This window comes from Bradyrhizobium sp. LjRoot220, assembly GCF_964252915.1.
In the GTDB taxonomy this organism is placed as follows: domain Bacteria; phylum Pseudomonadota; class Alphaproteobacteria; order Rhizobiales; family Xanthobacteraceae; genus Bradyrhizobium.
This window is the reverse complement of sequence record NZ_CAXUPS020000007.1, coordinates 306,099-322,940: the sequence shown is the minus strand read 5'-3', so window position 1 is coordinate 322,940 and position 16,842 is coordinate 306,099. Positions and strand designations below refer to the sequence as shown.

The window sequence follows — 16,842 nt, the reverse complement described above, 5'->3', positions numbered from 1 at the left end:
CAAACCCATATTTTCGAAAATACTACCGCTTACGAAAATTATTGCAACAACATTCTCGCGCCGGTAGACTCCGTGCGATCGGAGCGCGATTCCAACATGAACGTCACAGCCTTCAAGCGCCGCAAAGAATTCGGAAAAACGCTGGCGTCCGATATCGCGCATCGGCTGCGCAATGAGATCGTCACCTGCCGGCTCAAGCCCGGCGAGGTGCTCAAATTCGATACGCTGCGGCTGGCCTATGGCGCGAGCTTCACCACGTTGCGCGAAGCGCTGACGTGTCTTGCCGCCGAGGGGCTGGTGGTGGCCGAGGAGCAGCGCGGCTTCAAGGTGGCGCCGATCACGCTTGCGGATCTGGTCGATCTCACCCGCGCGCGGATCCTGATCGACGTTGATTTGATCCGCCGTTCGATCGAAAATGGCGATGATGACTGGGAAATCGCGGTTATTTCGTCGATTCACCGGCTTGGCATCATCGAAGGCCGCGCCGTGGAAGATTACGCCGACAATCCCGACTGGAAGGTGGCGCATCGGGAGTTTCACGAATCCCTGGTCGGGGCGTGCGGCTCGCCGACCCTGCTCGGGATCCGGCAGTCGCTGTTCGAACGCGCCGAGCGTTATCGCAATATTTCGGCCCGGCTGCGGCCGCGGCCGCGCGACAAGGCCGGCGAGCATCGCGCGCTGATGAAGGCGGCGGTCGGCCGCGATGCCGACCGCGCCTGCGAGCTGATCGCAAAGCATATCCAGAGCACCACCGACAACGTCCTCAAATACGCATCCGAATTGATCAGCAACGGTTAGCCGACGTGGCCGAACGGGTGCCCGCAATGGCGCGCTCGGTCTCAACAATTCGATTTCTCTTGTATCGTTTTCGAAAATAGTATTTTTTACGCAAATCGAAATTCCAGAGTCAGGGATCGCCACCGATGAAGCTGATATCTTTCCTGCGCCAGCAGACGGAAACTTGGGGCGCCGTGCGCGGCGACGAAGTCGTCGACCTCGGCAAGGTGCTGGGCGGGACGCTGGCGGATTTCATCGGCAGCGCCAAATTCGCCGACCGGGAAAACATCGCCGCCGCCCACAAGCCGGACCTGAAATTGAGCGAGATCAATTTTCTGCCTGTCATCCCGCGGCCGGAAAAGATCGTCTGCGCCGTGCGCAACTACCTCGACCATCACAACGAGGCGGTGGCGTTTGGCATGAAGCGGGAGATCACGGAGTTTCCGCCGATCTTCCTGCGGGTCTGGCGCTCACAGGTCGCGCACAACGCGCCGGTGATCCGGCCGAAAGTCTCCGATAATCTGGACTGGGAGGGCGAACTCGCGGTCGTGATCGGCAAGGGCGGCCGCCACATCAGCCAGGCCGATGCCTGGAATCATGTCGCGGGCTATTCGATCTACAACGATGTCAGCGTCCGCGACTGGCAGCGGCACGCGCAACAGATCGCGTCGGGCAAGAATTTCGTCGGCACCGGCCCGTTCGGTCCATGGCTGGTGACGCCTGACGAGATCGCCGATCCGGCCAATCTGAAGCTCGAAACCCGCGTCAATGGCGAGACGGTGCAGTCGAGCAATACCTCGATGCTGATCTTCTCGATCCCGCGGCTGATCGAATATTCATCCACCATTTTCGACCTCGTGCCCGGCGACGTCATCGCGACAGGCACGCCCGCCGGCGTCGGCTTCACGCGCAAGCCGCCGATCTTCCTCAAACCCGGCGACACCGTCGAGGTCGAGATCGAAAGCATCGGCGTGCTGCGCAATCCCGTCGTGGACGAGCAATAGTGTCGCAGATGCCCGCAGCTTATGATGTCCGCAAGACTTCGTTCAGCGTCGAGACGATCTGGCACGAGCGCGGCCCCCGCCGCGCTCAGCCGCTGCTCGTCGGCACCGCGATCGCCGTGATCCGCAATCCCTTCGCCGGCCGTTACGAGCCGGACCTCATGCCGTTTCAGGCAGCTTTGCGCGAACTCGGCCGCGAACTCGCAACCGGGCTGATCGCACAGCTCGGTGGCGCCGCCGGCATCGAAGCCTACGGCAAAGGCATCGTTGTCGGCGAGGACGGTGAACTCGAACATGGCGCGGTGTGGCACGAAGCCGGCGGCCAGGGGATGCGCGAAGTGCTCGGCCAGCCCAAGGCGATCGTTCCCGCGGCGAAAACCATCGGCGGCCCCGGCACCCGCCTGATGGTGCCGCTCGGCCACATCCACGCTGCCTATGTGCGCAGCCATTTCGGCACCGCCGAGATGACGCTGTGGGATGCGCCGCGCCGGGACGAGATCGCGTTCGGTCTCGTGATGGCCACCGGCGGACGGACGCACGCCCGCATCGGCGGCCTGTCCGCCGACGCGATTTCAGTTCATGACGGGCAACGCTGACGTTACGCGCCGGCCTCCCGATCGCTTAGCCGCCCTGCAGGCCCGTTGCCTTGATCAGCGGACCCCATTTGGCCCGCTCCTGCTTCTCGAACTGGGTCAGCTCCGCGGGCGTGCCACCGGCGGTATCGAAGCCCAGTTCCAGCATGCGCTTGCGCGTTTCCGGTTCGGCCAGCGCCTTGGCCAGTTCCTTGTTCAGGAGATCGACGATCGGCTGCGGCGTGTCGCGCGGCGCGTAGAACGCGTTCCAGGCGGTGACCTCGAAGTCGGCTACGCCCTGCTCGGCGATGGATTTTACGCCCGGCATCAGCTCGGTCGATTTCAGCGAGGTAATCCCGAGCGCCTTCAGCTTGCCGCCGGCGACATGGCCGCGCAGCGCCGTCACCGTGTCGATGATCAGCGGCACCTGGCCGCCGAGAACGTCGGTGGTAGCCGTTGCCGATCCCTTGTAGGGCACGGAGAACAACGAGGCCCCGCTCCGTCCCTTGAGGAACTCAAAGACGATGCGGGCCGTTGTGCTCGGCAGCGCAATGTCGACCTTGTCGGGCGTCGCCTTGGCTGCCGCAATCAGGTCGGCCAGCGAATTTCCAGCAAACGACGGATTGGCCGCCAGCACCATGGGCAGCTTGCCCACCAGGATGATCGGCGCAAAATCCCTGGCCGGATCGAATCCCGGCGAGGCATACATGAACTCGTTCATGCTCTGGGTGGCGTTGGTGCCCATCAGCAGCGTGTATCCGTCAGCGTCCGAACGCGCGGCCTGCTCGGCGCCGATATTGCCGCCGGCGCCCGGCTTGTTCTCGACGTAGAACCGCTGGCCCATCGTCCGCGACAATTGCTCGGCGAAATATCTCGCCACCACGTCGGTGCCCTGGCCGGCCTGGTACGGCACGATAATCCGCACCGGTCTGGTCGGATAGGTCTGCGCAACCGCCGCGCAACTCCATAGCAAAGCCAGCAATCCTGCGGCCCATTTTGCAGATCTCAGCATGACGGTTTCCTCTCCTGATGATTTTATTTTTTGTTATGAACTTTTCTTGTCGTTGGCTGAGACGATGCCGGTCTCGATCAAGCCGTCGATGGCAGCCTGATCGAAGCCGGCTTCGGTCAGTATTTCGTTTGCATGTTCACCGAAACGCGGCGGTCGCCGCCCCGCAGCGCCCGGTGTTTGCGCGAGCTTCACCGGAATCCCGGGCGCGCGGTGGCCTTCGTTTTCGAGTAGCATGTCGCGGTGTGCCACATGCGGCTGCGCGAACGCCTGCGCCACATTATTCACCGGCCCCGCCGGCACGCCTGATCGCATCAGCTCACGGCAGAGATCGTCAGACTTGAAGCCGGCCAGCGTGCGCTCGAGTTCGGCGCGAAGGGATCCAACGTGCTTGAGCCGGTCGGCATTGGTGCGGAAGCGCGGATCGTCAAGCAGATCGCTGCGTTCGACCTTCTGGCAGAAACGGCGGAACTGGCCGTCGTTGAGGATGCCCAGGAATATCTCGCCGTCTGCGGCGGCGAATTTATCGTAGGGCGCGATGTTGGGATGGGCGCTGCCGAGCCGGCCGGGCACGACGTCCGAGCAGAGCCAGTTGGCCGCGTGCGGCACCAGGAGGCCGAGCGCGGTGTCGAATAGCGTCACCTCGACGCGCTGCCCTACCCCGGTCCGTTCGCGCGCCGCCAGCGCCAGCAACACGCCCGTGAGGGCGTTGTATCCCGTGAGATAGTCGACAATGGGAACGCCGACGCGGGTGGCGCCGGAATCCTGCGTGCCGTTGATGCTCATCAAACCGCACATCGCCTGCAGCACCGCGTCGTAACCGGGCAATCCGCCGAACGGCCCGTCGGCGCCGAAGCCGGAGATCGCGCAGTAGATCAGCCGCGGAAAGCGCGCCGCCAGCTCAGCCTCGTAGCCGAGACCCCAGCGCTCCATGGTGCCCGGCAGAAAATTCTCCACCAGCACGTCCGCGTCCTTCAACAGGACTTCGAGCACGGCGCGCCCCTCGGTGCGCGAGAGGTCGAGCGCCATACCGCGCTTGCCGCGGTTGACGGCGCCGAAATAGGCCGCCTGCCCCGCCGCATCAAAGGGCGGTCCGAGACCACGGGTCTCGTCGCCCGCCGGCGGCTCGATCTTGACGACGTCGGCGCCATGATCGGCCAGCATCTGCGTGCACAGCGGCCCGGCGAGCACGCGCGAGAGATCGACGACCTTGAGGTCGGTCATCGCTCCGCGCGTGAGCTCGTTTGCAGGCATGGTCACTTGACCGATCGTTGCTGTCTCAGCCGCGGCTTGGCAATTCCACGATGCCGGTCCCTAAGATCGATACTTCATTGTCCTGGTTGTGGGCTTCCTGCTCGATCTCGACGAGGTGACGTCCGCCCTCGACGAACTTGCGCTTCACCTTGCCCCTGATGAACAGCATGTCGCCCTCGGGATTGTGCCGGCGGATCTTGCAGGTCGCACGGCGCAGGAAGCCATCGTCGCCCATCCAGTTGGTGAGGTGATGGGTCAGCCACGAGCAGCGTTCCGGACCGTAATCGTAGGCGCCGGGTGCGCCGACCTCGAGCGCGAACTCCTCTTCCCAATGCACGCGCTCGGGACAGTCCGGAATATTGAAGCGGTTGGGAATGCCGAGACCGCGATGGGCGTCCTGCAGCTTCCAGGCGAGCTTGTTGGCGCGGATGTAGAGGCCGCCCCAGCCTTGCGCATAGGCGATGAAGCCGGTGACCGTCATCGGCCCCTTGAACATGACAGGCAGAGCCTCACCCTCGGTGACGTCCTGCCAGTAGCGCTTGCGGGCGCCCTGAATCCTTTCGTCAGCATAGAGCTTGTAAGCCTCGGCCAGTTCCTGCTCGCTGTAACGGCGCGGCGCGCGGGCCTTGACCTCACTGTACTTGGTGCCCTGATCGCGCGCGTGGTCGCGCTCGGTCCGGAAGCACCAGCTATCCGCTCCGGCGACGAGGTCGCCCTGCTGGTTGAAAAAATCGACGTGATAGGTCTGCTGGATCGCGCGGCCGGCGAAGCGGGTCTGATGCTCGACGAGATCCTTCAGCTTGGCCTCGGTCGAGATCACATCGTTGCGCCTGACCGCCTTGTGCCAGGTCCAGTCGGCCCCCGACCACATGGCATGGACGCCGGGCAATCCGCCGACATAGCCGGAGACGATGCGGCTGGTCGAGAACAGGAAACTCGGCAGTGCGATGATGCCGCCATGGTTGGTCTTGGCGGCGTAATCGGGATCGCACCACAGCGGATTGTCGTCGCCGATGCCGTGCGCGTAGTGGCGGATGTTGTCGCGCGTGGCCTCATAGCACCACGGCTCAGCGGTCACGCCGATGGAGACGCCGATGCGCTTGCGCAGATCGTCGAGGCCTTCCTCGGTGATTTTCGGAAATCTGGTTTCGACGGTATCAAGCATTGACGTTCCTTCCTTCAGGCTCTTGCCTTCAACTCTTGTGCTAATTCCTGGCTTCTGATGTCTTGATGGCCTGCTCGCGGTCACGCAGCACCTTGCGGTTGACCTTGCCGGCCGGCGTCTTGGGCAGTTCGGTGACGAAACTGACGACGCGCGGATATTCGTGATGGCTGAGGCGCTGGCGCACCACGTCCTGGATCTCGCGCTGGAACGCCTCGTCGCCTGCCCGGTCGGTGACGACAAAGGCTTTCACCACCTGCCCGCGCAGCGGATCGGCCACGCCGATGGCGGCGGCTTCGCGGACCTGCGGATGCTTCAGGATCGCATCCTCGATCTCGACGGCGCTCATGGTCCAGCCGGCGGAGATGATCACATCGTCGGCGCGGCCACCGTGATAGAAGTAACCGTCCTCATCGATGCGGCCGAGATCCTTGGTCGCGATCCACTGACCGTGGCGCCAGACCTTCAGTTCGCCTGCGAGACCAGGCTGGCACGGCCGGCCTTCGGCATCCTGGACTTCGACGCGCCCGCCGGGGACCGGTTTACCCAATGAACCCGGCTTGACGACGAAATCGCCGGCCCCGGGATAGCTCACCAGGATGACACCGATCTCGGTGGTGCCGTACATGCTGCAGGCCGGCCGGCCGAAAGTGTCTTCGACGAACGAAGCCGTCTCGCTGTCGATCGGCTCGCCGGTGAAGGACAATTTCGCGATCGCGTAGCGATAATTCGGGGCCGCGCCTGAGTTCCGCATCATGCGGTAATGGGTGGCGGCCGCCGAGATGTTGGTGAACTGGTGCTGCTGCAGCGCCGCCAGCAGCCGCTCCGGATTGAACTTGCCGGCATAGGCGCCAATGGTGATGCCGAGCGCCAGCGGCGCCAGCGTGCCGTGCCAGAGACCATGGCCCCACGCCGGCGACGACGGGCAGATGAAACGATCGCCGGGGCGCAAACCCGTTCCGTACAGCGCGGCCACCATCAGCGTCACGATCGCACGATGGCTGTGCTTGACCGCCTCGGGAAGCTCGCGCGTCGTGCCAGACGTATACTGAAACAGCGCCAGCGCGTCGGCCGCCGTGTTGGGCGTGAAGTGCGGCGAGAAGCGCTCAAGACCCTTCAGGAAAGCATCGTCGGCGACCACGACTTTGGCGTTGATGCCTGCAAGGCCTGGTGCCTTCTCGGCATTCGTCACGATCAGTTTCGGCGCGCAGTCGTCGACCCGCAGCTTGACGCCGTCGGGTCCGAACAGAGTGAACAGGGGCACCGCGATGGCGCCCGCCTTCATGGTGCCGAACACCGCCACATAGAAGGCCCGCGACGGCTCCAGCATGATCGCCACGCGATCGCCGGCCTTGACGCCCTCGCTCGCCAGATAATGGGCGAAGCGCGACGAGGCTTCCGAGATATCGCGAAAGCTCAGCAGTTCGTCCGGCCCGTCGGCGTGAACGATAATCACGGCTGGATTGGAGCGCCCCGCATGCCGGTCGATGCATTCATGAGCGATGTTCAGGCGCTCGCGATTGCCCGCGAACAGTTCCCAGAGTTTTGCGGAGGAAAATTCCGCCTGCGCATCCGCGTAGCTCGTGAAGTAGGTCAGCTTGGTCATGGCGGCAAAATACCGAAGAAAATCCAATTGTCAAATAGCGTTTATAATTGTATATGTACAATTAGCACTCTTCGTTGTTGCACCGCAATCATTGTTGTACGGATACAATCATGCCGAATCCGAAATCGCCGCGGGTCCGCGCGGTACCTGCCGTCACCCGCGCCATCGCCATTCTCCGGCTGCTCAGCCGCAGCCGTTCGCCGCAAAGTCTCAAGGCGATTGCGGAGAGTCTGGATCTCGTGCCCAGCACCGCGCTGCACATCGTGCGCGCGCTCGTTGCCGAAGACCTGCTGCAAGTCGATCCCTTGACCAAGCGCTACCGGCTCGGTGTCGGCATGCTGCCGCTGGCGCGCGCCGTGCTCGAGAACAGCGACTTTCCGAACCTGGTGCGGCCGAAGCTGGATGATCTCTCACACCGCTACGGTGTGATGGCGATCGGCGTCGAAGTGCCCGACCTCGACAACATGATCGTGATCGCACTCGCCCGCAGCCAGGCGCCGGTGCGGCTGCATGTCGATGTGGGGAGCCGGTTTCCCGCGCTGATCAGCGCCACGGGGCGATGCGTCGCCGCCTTTTGCGGCCAACCGCAGAAGGAGATCGAGAAGCGCTTTCGCCTGCTGCGCTGGCACAACGCGCCGAGCTACGACGCCTGGCGCAAGGAAGTCGAACAGGTGCGCCGTCAGGGTTTCAGCATCGATCGCGGCAATTACATCGACGGCGTCACGATCGTGGCGGTGCCGGTTCTGAACAGCCAGGGCACCATCTCGCACACCATCGCCGCTGTCGGCCTCGGCAGCCAGCTCGATCGCGCAAAATCGCTGGCACTGGCGAACGACATGGCCATCGCCGCGCGCGAAGTCGCCGCGCAGCTGCCGCCGTAATTCTAGCAACAGTGAGCGCTATCACGACAAAGCCGTAACTCAGCCGCGCCAGACGGTCTCTTCGTTCCATCCAAGCTCTGCAAACTCCGCGGCCCGCAACGGCGCCTCTTCTGCGGCGAAGAACTCGTCGAGCTGCGGCGGCCTGACGCCGGTCGCACTCAACATCGCGTGCGCCTGACCGCGATGATGGACCTGATGCTGGAACAGATGCAGCAAGAGCCGGTCCATCCGCTCGTGCTGGATACGACTGCCGCGATGGACGTTGACGATGCGGTCGAGATCTTCAGCGCCAAGGCGCTCGACGAAAGCAATCAAGCGCCGGTCCATCTCGCCTTGCGCGTCGCGGAGGATGGCAACGGTTTCGCACAGTTCCTGATTGGCCCAGGCTGCTGGCCCCAGCGTGCCGCCTTCGAGGGCGTCGACATAGAAGCGGTCGATGATCAGGATGTGATTGAGGGTTGCGCGCAGGCTGGGAAAGAAACCGGTGCGCGGCGCGGTGAAATCCGCCTGTGATAACTTTGCACAGGCTGCGAGCAGGCGATGGTTGGCCCAGCCATTGTTGTAGGCCATGGCACGATACGGAAGCACGGCATCCATCGGCACCTCCTGTGTGGAGCGGTTCAGACTTTGACGAGGCGCACGCGCGTGCCCCAGGGGTCGGCGGCCTCGAGGCCACCAGCAACAGACGCGACCTGCACGCCGGCCTGACGCAGACGTTCTTCCTTTGCCGCGAACAACTCCGCTTTTTCGATCTCGAGCGAGAACCAGGCAAGCCCGGTGGCCGTATCATCGCGCCGGCCAGCGCCGGCGCTTTGCCAGACGTTGAGGCCGAGATGGTGATGATAACGGCCCGAGGACAGGAATGCGGCGCCGCTGCGCGCCCGGGTCGGATCGAAGCCGAGGGTTTCGCGGTAAAAGCCGTCGGCCTTGGCGAGATCGCCGACCCGCAGATGCATGTGCCCGATCCGCAAGCCGTCGGGCGCCCTGGCATAATCGCTGACGTTGACATTGGTGAGCGAGACGAGGTTATCGACGTCGAGCTGGTCGGTCCCCATCGTCACCGTGCCGGCGCTCCATTGCCACAGCGATGGATCGCGATCGGCGTAGACCTCGATGCCATTACCCTCGGGGTCATCGAGATAGACCGACTCGCTGACCCGGTGATCGGCAAAGCCCGACAGCGGCACGCGGTGGATTGCGGCATTGACCAGCCAGCGCGCGAGATCCTTGCGCGTCGGCATCAGGAAGGCGGTGTGATAAAGCCCGGCCGCGGTGCGGGCTTCGTTCGCGGCATCGGGGCGCGCCTCGAGCGCCAGCAGTTTGACCCCGCCGGCGCCGAGCACGGCGCCGGTGGCCGAGCGCTCCATCACGGCAAGGCCAAGCACATCGCGGTAGTAGTCCGCCACGACATCGAGATTGCGGACCCGGATCGTGACCATGCCGATCCGCATCGGCGTGCGGTTGGCGAAGGTCGGCCCGCCGCCGCTGCCACCCTCCTCGGCGCGCGCCGCGGCCGCGGCGGCCGCCGCGAGTGAGGAGACGCCGGCGAGATGCAGCAAGGTGCGACGGGTCAGATCGAGGTTCATGGTGCGTTTGTTGCCTGGGTTCGGATGGGATGATTGCGGTCTATCATATTTTCGCTCGGCAAACCGCCTGCCGCGGCACGTTTCGATCACATCTACGTCGACGGGACGGCGGTCACCCAGGGGTAACTACGCTGCTCCAAGCGCGCGATAAATCCCGCGCTCGAATTGCCGGTAGGCTACCAGCGCCTGTCTGTCGGCGAAGGGCAGGATCTGCATCATGATGACGCCCGCAATCCGCTTTTTCGGGTCGATCCAGTAATAGGTGTTGAACAGACCGGCCCAGGTGAGGCTGCCCGCCGCGCGGCTATCCCGGACCGGATCGACATTGATCATATGGCCAAGCCCCCAGCGCAGATGGATGCCCGGGAAGAAATCCACGTCATTCGACAGCGCCGGGTTGGCGGTTTTGAGAATTCCAGCCTCGATGTTGCCGATCTGGTTCGTCGACATCATTGCGATGGTGTCCGGCCGCAGGATGCTTGCGCCGCGAAAGCGCCCGCCATTCAGCAGCGCCTGCAGCAGGACCAGATAATCCGGCGCGGTCGAATAGATACCGCCGCCGCCGGAAAAGGCTGCTGTCGGCGCCAGCTTCTCGAACGGTCTTGCGACGAGCTTTCCGCCGGCATCCCGCACATGCAGGCTGGCCTGGCGCGCACGCTGCTGCCCGGTGATAACAAAGCCGGTATCGTTCATGCCGAGCGGGCCGGTGATATTCTCGGTGAAATAGCGATCGATGCCCATGCCGCTGGCGATCTCCACCAGCTGGCTGACATTGTCGATGCCGCCGCCATAGGCCCATCGTGTCCCCGGCTCGAACATCAGCGGCCGACGCGGCAACGCCGGATCGGCCCGTGCCGCTTTCAGGTAACGAACCACGTTGGGATCCCAGAGCGGGTAGCTGAAGCCGGATGTGTGCGTCAGCAGGTTTCGCAGCGTGACCGGTCTGTGCGCCGGCCGCAGTTGCGGCACGCCTTTTGCGTCGAAGCCCGTGAGGACCTGGCACGAAGCCAGCGTCGGATCGATATTGGCGGCCGGCTCATCGAGCTTCAGTTTACCGCGCTCGACCAATTGCAAGGCAGCCACCGAGGTCAGCAGCTTGACCATCGAGGCGATACGAAAAACCGTATCTGACGACATCGGCGTCGCAGCCGCGATGTTGCGCGCGCCGAACGCGCCCTGATAGACGACCGAGGTTTCGTTCGCGGCCATCGCGACCACGCCGGGGATTTCCTTCGCGATGACCTTCGCCTGCAACGCGGCGTCGATCGTCTCGCCCTGAAGCGGCTTGCGGACAGGCGCGGCAACGCCGGCAGAGGGCACCAGACCTGCCGCCGCAAGCCCCGCCCCCCGCAACAAGGCATCACGCCGAGTTAGCAACCCTGCCATTCGTGGTCCCGGATCCCGCGTGGAACTACGGCCATTCTAGACTCTTCGGAATTTGTGCGATTGGCAAACTTTTCGTCGTCAGACGCCCGAAGCCATCCCTAAGAATAGATATTTTAGATATCACTAATTGACAGTTTAACATCACTAATTAGGATGCAGGAATGATGCTTGGCAGGGGCCGGGGTCCCGACAGCAAGGCAAGCCGATGATCACGGCAGCTCAATTGCGGGCTGCCAGGTTGCTGCTCGGCATCGATCAGCGCCGGCTCGCAGAGCTCTCCGGACTCTCAGTGCCGACCATCCAGCGCATGGAGGCGAGCGAAACGATGGTCCGGGGCAATGTCGATTCGCTGGTCAAGTTGATTGCCGCCTTCGACGCCGCCGGGATCGAGATGATCGACGAAGGCGCCGTCAGCCATTCGCAGGGGCGCGGGGTGCGGCTGAAGACGACTTCGGCGTCGGCGAAAACCCATTCGGACAATCCGCTGGAACCCAAAGCATCGAACGGGACGAGGGGCCGTACTTGATGTCCCCTGTCGCTTTGCAAATGTCGTGTGTCGCCGGATTGCTTGCGCTCGCCGTGCTTGCGAGCGTTCTGAGCCGCGCCAAGAGTGCGACGGTCATTATTTACGGCGCGACCATCGCTGTTTCCCTGGTCGCGTTGTCGGGGTCGATTCGCTGGCTGGTTGGCGGGGTCCTTGATGCCACCGAATTGACCTTGCCGGTCGGACTGCCGTGGCTCGGCGCCCATTTCCGCATGGATGCGCTGGCGTCGTTTTTTCTCGTTGTGGTCAATCTGGGCGGCGCGTCAGCGAGCCTTTATGGTCTCGGCTACGGCCGCCACGAGCCAGCGCCGCATCGCGTGCTGCCCTTCTTTCCTGCCTTTCTGGCCGGCATGAATCTCGTGGTGCTGGCGGACGATGCGTTTTCCTATCTGCTCTGTTGGGAGTTCATGTCGCTGGCGTCCTGGGCGCTGGTCATGGCGCATCACCGCGAGACGGGCAACGCGAAGGCAGGTTACGTCTATCTGGTCATGGCGAGCTTCGGCACGCTGGCATTGCTATTGGCCTTCGGTCTGTTGGCCGGACCGGCGGGAGATTACGGATTTGCGGCCATTCGTGCGGCCCCTCACACGCCTTACGTGGCCACGCTGGTATTGATCCTGATGTTGCTCGGAGCCGGTTCAAAGGCCGGCCTTGTGCCGTTGCACGTCTGGCTGCCGCTCGCACATCCCGCAGCGCCAAGCCACGTTTCGGCGCTGATGAGCGGCGTCATGACCAAGGTGGCAATCTACGGCTTCATTCGCGTCATATTCGATCTGCTGGGGCCGCCAACCTGGTCGGCGAGCGTCGTCGTGCTTTTCCTCGGCGGCATCACCGCCGTCATGGGGATTCTCTACGCCCTGATGGAAAAGGATCTGAAACGCCTGCTGGCCTATAGCACGATCGAGAATATCGGCGTCATCTTCGCAAGCCTCGGCCTTGCCCTGGCGTTTCAGGCCAATGGGCTGAAGCTGGCGGCAGCGCTGGCCTTCACCGCAGCGCTGTTTCACGTCCTCAACCACTCCTTGTTCAAGAGCCTGCTGTTTTTCGGAGCCGGCGCCGTCCTGACTGCGACCGGCGAGCGGGACATCGACAAGCTCGGTGGTCTCATCCACCGCATGCCGTTCACCAGCTTCGTCGTTCTCGTCGGCTGCGTCGCGATCTCGGCGCTACCGCCTTTCAACGGCTTCGTTTCGGAATGGCTGATGTTCCAGGCGGTGCTGCAAAGTCCGGAGTTGCCGCAATGGGCACTGAAGATCATGGTGCCTGCGGTTGGCGCCCTGCTCGCATTGGCCGCCGCATTGGCCGCGGCGTGCTTCGTCAAGGCGTTCGGCTTGACCTTTCTCGGGCGGCCGCGTGGTGCGGCAGCGGAGACCGCCCACGAGGTCGATCGCTACGCGCTGTCGGCCATGTTCATCCTTGCCGCACTTTGCCTGCTCGCCGGAATCCTGCCCGGACTGGTGATCGATGCGCTTTCGCCGATCACGATCGATATCCTCGGTGGCCGCATGCCGATCCAGGCCAATGAACCCTGGCTTTCGATCGTGCCGATTGCGGAGAGCCGCAGTTCATACAATGGATTGCTGGTGATGATATTCATCACGATATCCGCTTACCTTTCCGTCTTGGCGATCCATCGCTTCGCCTCGCATGCGCTGCGGCGGGGACCCGCCTGGGGCTGCGGTTTTTCGGACCCTGTTCCTGCGGCGCAGTATTCGGCCGCAAGCTTCGCGCAGCCGATCCGCCGTGTTTTCGGCACACTCGTGTTTAGCGCGCGCGACCATGTCGACATGCCCGCGCCCGGAGACGTCAGGCCGGCGCGGCTCAGGATCGAATTGCACGATCTGGTCTGGGAGGGGATTTATGGACCGATCGCGGGCGCGGTCGGCTTTTCTTCCGACCGGCTCAACCGCCTGCAATTCCTGACCATCCGGCGATATCTCAGTCTCGTCTTTGCCACCCTCGTCACGCTGCTTCTGGTGCTCGCGATATGGTCGTGATCTCGGACATCATCGTGCAGGGTATGCAGATGCTGCTGGTGCTGCTGCTCGCACCGCTGCTGACCGGCTTCGTGCGCAAGATCAAGGCGAGGCTGGTGCGCCGCCGGGGCGCCTCGGTGTTTCAGCCCTATCGCGATCTGCTGCGCCTGCTTCGCAAGGAGGTGGTGCTGGCCGAGAACGCCTCGTGGCTGTTCCGCGTGACACCCTATGTGACCTTTGCAGCGATCTGGGTTGCCGCAGCTTTGGTACCGACCTTTGCGACAGGCCTGTTGTTCAACTGGACCGCCGACCTGATCGCCATCGTTGCGCTGCTCGGAAGCGCGCGCTTCTTTCTGGCGCTTGCCGGAATGGACGTAGGCACCAGCTTTGGCGGCATCGGCTCCAGCCGCGAAGTGATGATCGCAGCCCTCGCCGAACCCGCGATGCTGCTGGTTTTCTTTTGCATTGCGCTGGTTGCCGGCTCGACGCAGCTTTCGACGGTAGCCAATTTCATGGCCTCGTCCTACGTCGGACTGCGGGTATCACTGGGAATGGCGGTCATCGCACTCATCATGGTGGCGCTGGCCGAAAACGCGCGCATCCCGGTCGACAATCCCACCACGCACCTGGAGCTCACCATGGTGCATGAGGCGATGGTGCTCGAATATTCCGGCCGCCATCTCGCGATGATCGAATTCGGCGCGTTTCTCAAGCTCCTGCTCTACATCTCGCTGATCGCCTGCGTGTTCCTGCCCTGGAAGATCGCCCTGTTTGGCACCGGCCCGTTGGCCTACGCCGTCGGCGCCGGCGCCTACGTCGTCAAACTGGCAGCCGCCGGCTTCTTCCTGGCGCTATTCGAGACCGCCACCGCCAAAATGCGGGTCTTCCGCATTCCGCAGTTTCTCGGAGCCGCGCTCATGCTGGGTCTGCTCGGTACGCTTCTCCTGTTCGTGTCGAGGAGTTTCTGATGCAGATGCACAGCCTCGCCTTCGACATCTCGCATACGCTGGCCGGCGGCCTCGTCCTGATCAGCTTCATGATGCTGTACCAGGACAGACTTTATTCGCTGCTCAACATCTTTGCGCTCCACGCCGTGGTGCTCGCACTTTCCGTCGCCTGGCAGGCCTACATCCAGGACGCGCCTCATCTCTACATCACGGCGGCCATCGCCCTTGTCTTCAAGGCAATCGTCATTCCGGTGGCATTGCATCGTATCGTCAAGCAGCTTGGCATTCATCGCGACATCGAGTCAGCCGTGGGCATCGGCCTGACCATGCTGGCCGGGATGGCGCTGGTCGCCCTCTCCATGGTCCTGATGCTGCGGGTCACCGCCGACGCCGATCCCCTGGCCCGCGAAGATCTCGCCTTCGCATTGTCGGTCGTGCTGCTCGGACTACTGGTCATGGTGACGCGGCGCAATGCCGTCAGTCAGGTCGTCGGATTCATGTCGCTCGAGAACGGACTGGTGCTGGCGGCGACCGGCGCCAAGGGCATGCCGCTGGTCGTCGAAATCAGCGTCGCCTTCTCGATCCTGATCGCTTTCATCGTCATCGGGATCTTCCTGTTCCGGATCCGCGAACGCTTCGATTCCGTTGATGTCTCCGCCCTCGACGATTACCGGGGCGAGCACAGATGAGCATGGCTTCCTTCGAGCCCGTGGCGGCGGTCCTGCTGATCCCGATCGTTTCGGCAGCGCTGCTTGCCGTGCTGCCCGGCTACCGGCTGACAGCGCGGCTGAACGTTGTCGCCAGCTTGTTGACCTTTGTTTCGGCGCTCTCGCTGTTCGTTATCGAACGGCCGCAGCCGGGGCCGTACGTGCTGGTCGACGACCTCAATATCGTCTTCATCGTGCTCAACACTTTCGTGGGCTTCACGACCAGCATCTTCAGCGCGAGCTACATCGCCCACGAACTCGAAACCGGCCGGTTGACGCCGGTGTACCTGCGTTTCTACCACGCCATGTACCAGACCATGATGTTCGGCATGAATCTGGCTTTCGTGTCGAACAATATCGGCCTGATGTGGGTCGCGGTGGAAATCGCGACGCTCACCACGGTGCTGATGGTCGGGATCTATCGCACGCACGCGGCGCTGGAAGCGGCGTGGAAATATTTCATCCTCGGCAGCGTCGGAATTGCGCTCGCCCTGTTTGGCACGATCCTCGTCTACATGGCGGCGCGTCCGATCGTAGGCGAAGGCCAGGACGGCATGATCTGGACGCTGTTGGTCCAGCATGCCGCGGCCTTCGATCCCGCCCTTCTCAATGTCGCTTTCATTTTCCTGTTTCTCGGTTACGGAACCAAGGTCGGCCTCGCGCCGCTGCACGCCTGGTTGCCGGACGCACACGCCGAAGGTCCAACCCCGATATCGGCCGTGCTGTCGGGCCTGCTCCTGAACGTCGCGCTTTATGCGCTGCTGCGCTTCAAGATATTGCTTGCCGTCAATCCTCACGCGATTGCTCCGGGCCCGCTGATGGTGACGATGGGCCTCGTCTCGTTGATCTTCGCAGCATTCATGCTGTACCGCCGGCGGGACATCAAACGACTGTTCGCCTACTCCTCGATCGAGCACATGGGCATCATCGTCTTTGCGTTCGGAATGGGCGGCCCGCTCGCCAATTTTGCCGGGCTGTTGCACATGGTCATGCACAGCCTGACCAAGTCGGCGATCTTCTACGCGGTTGGCCATATCTCGCAGATCAAGGGCACGCAGAGGATCAACCGGATCCGGGGCCTGACGGTGACCCATCCCGCGCTTGGCTGGGGTTTCGTGGTGGGCGTCGTCGCGATCGCCGGGTTGCCGCCGCTCGGCATCTTCATGAGCGAATTCCTCATCGTGAGTTCGACCTTCGCACGGCAACCACTGCTCGCCATCGCGCTGGTGTTCGGGCTTCTGCTCGCCTTTGGCGCGTTGACGTTGCGCCTGACGAGCGTCGCATTCGGCGAACCTCGCGGCAGCACAGTGTCTGCGGAGGCCTCTTACGTGCCGATGTTTGCGCATCTCGCCCTGGTTCTGGGTGCGGGCATCTATCTTCCCGCACCGCTCGTCGTCTGGTTCCAGCACGTGGCGCGTCTTCTTGGATGATTGA

At 63.2% G+C, this 16,842-nt stretch carries 16 protein-coding genes; 9 read left to right on the top strand and 7 right to left on the bottom strand.

Going from position 1 to position 16,842, the window contains the following annotated elements; translation table 11 throughout:
* Window positions 1-96: 96 nt before the first annotated feature.
* The 3 genes from ACSQ84_RS27230 (at window position 97) to ACSQ84_RS27220 (ending at window position 2,374) form a co-directional block, all read left to right on the top strand.
* Window positions 97-798, top strand: coding sequence for a GntR family transcriptional regulator (locus ACSQ84_RS27230; RefSeq protein WP_436214797.1), 702 nt, complete (start codon window positions 97-99; stop codon window positions 796-798).
* A gap of 125 nt (window positions 799-923) precedes the next feature.
* On the top strand, window positions 924-1,781 hold the full coding sequence (locus tag ACSQ84_RS27225; protein ID WP_436214796.1) for a fumarylacetoacetate hydrolase family protein: 858 nt from the start codon (window positions 924-926) through the stop codon (window positions 1,779-1,781).
* Window positions 1,782-1,789: 8 nt separating this feature from the next.
* Window positions 1,790-2,374: an amino acid synthesis family protein gene (locus ACSQ84_RS27220; RefSeq protein WP_436214795.1), complete on the top strand. Its 585-nt coding sequence runs from the start codon at window positions 1,790-1,792 to the stop codon at window positions 2,372-2,374.
* Between the two features lie 25 nt (window positions 2,375-2,399).
* Here the strand turns inward: ACSQ84_RS27220 and ACSQ84_RS27215 are convergent, their stop codons facing one another.
* From ACSQ84_RS27215 to ACSQ84_RS27200, 4 genes are read right to left on the bottom strand one after another with little or no spacing between them, the layout of a single operon-like run.
* Window positions 2,400-3,362, bottom strand: coding sequence for a Bug family tripartite tricarboxylate transporter substrate binding protein (locus ACSQ84_RS27215; protein ID WP_436214794.1), 963 nt, complete (start codon window positions 3,360-3,362; stop codon window positions 2,400-2,402).
* A gap of 33 nt (window positions 3,363-3,395) precedes the next feature.
* A complete protein-coding gene (locus ACSQ84_RS27210) occupies window positions 3,396-4,613 on the bottom strand; it encodes a CaiB/BaiF CoA transferase family protein (RefSeq protein ID WP_436214879.1) in 1,218 nt (405 codons plus the stop codon).
* Between the two features lie 25 nt (window positions 4,614-4,638).
* Window positions 4,639-5,778, bottom strand: coding sequence for an FAS1-like dehydratase domain-containing protein (locus ACSQ84_RS27205; protein ID WP_436214793.1), 1,140 nt, complete (start codon window positions 5,776-5,778; stop codon window positions 4,639-4,641).
* A gap of 40 nt (window positions 5,779-5,818) precedes the next feature.
* On the bottom strand, window positions 5,819-7,381 hold the full coding sequence (locus ACSQ84_RS27200) for an acyl-CoA synthetase (protein WP_436214792.1): 1,563 nt from the start codon (window positions 7,379-7,381) through the stop codon (window positions 5,819-5,821).
* A 110-nt stretch (window positions 7,382-7,491) separates the two neighbouring features.
* Between ACSQ84_RS27200 and ACSQ84_RS27195 the strand changes: the two genes are divergently transcribed.
* Entirely contained in the window at window positions 7,492-8,262 is a 771-nt protein-coding gene (locus ACSQ84_RS27195) for an IclR family transcriptional regulator (protein ID WP_436214791.1), read from the top strand.
* Window positions 8,263-8,301: 39 nt separating this feature from the next.
* Here the strand turns inward: ACSQ84_RS27195 and ACSQ84_RS27190 are convergent, their stop codons facing one another.
* The 3 genes from ACSQ84_RS27190 to ACSQ84_RS27180 all read right to left on the bottom strand — a co-directional run bounded on the left by ACSQ84_RS27190 (window position 8,302) and on the right by ACSQ84_RS27180 (window position 11,204).
* A complete protein-coding gene (locus ACSQ84_RS27190; RefSeq protein ID WP_436214790.1) occupies window positions 8,302-8,865 on the bottom strand; it encodes a DinB family protein in 564 nt (187 codons plus the stop codon).
* A gap of 17 nt (window positions 8,866-8,882) precedes the next feature.
* On the bottom strand, window positions 8,883-9,848 hold the full coding sequence (locus tag ACSQ84_RS27185; protein ID WP_436214789.1) for a VOC family protein: 966 nt from the start codon (window positions 9,846-9,848) through the stop codon (window positions 8,883-8,885).
* Between the two features lie 126 nt (window positions 9,849-9,974).
* A complete protein-coding gene (locus ACSQ84_RS27180; RefSeq protein WP_436214788.1) occupies window positions 9,975-11,204 on the bottom strand; it encodes a serine hydrolase domain-containing protein in 1,230 nt (409 codons plus the stop codon).
* Window positions 11,205-11,439: 235 nt separating this feature from the next.
* Between ACSQ84_RS27180 and ACSQ84_RS27175 the strand changes: the two genes are divergently transcribed.
* From ACSQ84_RS27175 to ACSQ84_RS27155, 5 genes are read left to right on the top strand one after another with little or no spacing between them, the layout of a single operon-like run.
* Window positions 11,440-11,760, top strand: coding sequence for a helix-turn-helix domain-containing protein (locus ACSQ84_RS27175; RefSeq protein WP_436214787.1), 321 nt, complete (start codon window positions 11,440-11,442; stop codon window positions 11,758-11,760).
* Complete coding sequence (hyfB, locus tag ACSQ84_RS27170; RefSeq protein WP_436214786.1) at window positions 11,760-13,775, top strand: hydrogenase 4 subunit B; 2,016 nt, start codon at window positions 11,760-11,762, stop codon at window positions 13,773-13,775. Before ACSQ84_RS27175 ends, hyfB begins: the two co-directional genes overlap by 1 nt.
* Window positions 13,766-14,722, top strand: a complete 957-nt coding sequence (locus ACSQ84_RS27165) for a respiratory chain complex I subunit 1 family protein (RefSeq protein WP_436214785.1) — start codon at window positions 13,766-13,768, stop codon at window positions 14,720-14,722. The genes hyfB and ACSQ84_RS27165 overlap by 10 nt, the downstream gene beginning before the upstream one ends.
* A 5-nt stretch (window positions 14,723-14,727) precedes the next feature.
* Window positions 14,728-15,390: a hydrogenase-4 component E gene (locus ACSQ84_RS27160; protein WP_436214878.1), complete on the top strand. Its 663-nt coding sequence runs from the start codon at window positions 14,728-14,730 to the stop codon at window positions 15,388-15,390.
* Window positions 15,387-16,838: a hydrogenase 4 subunit F gene (locus ACSQ84_RS27155; protein ID WP_436214784.1), complete on the top strand. Its 1,452-nt coding sequence runs from the start codon at window positions 15,387-15,389 to the stop codon at window positions 16,836-16,838. The genes ACSQ84_RS27160 and ACSQ84_RS27155 overlap by 4 nt, the downstream gene beginning before the upstream one ends.
* Window positions 16,839-16,842: the final 4 nt, after the last annotated feature.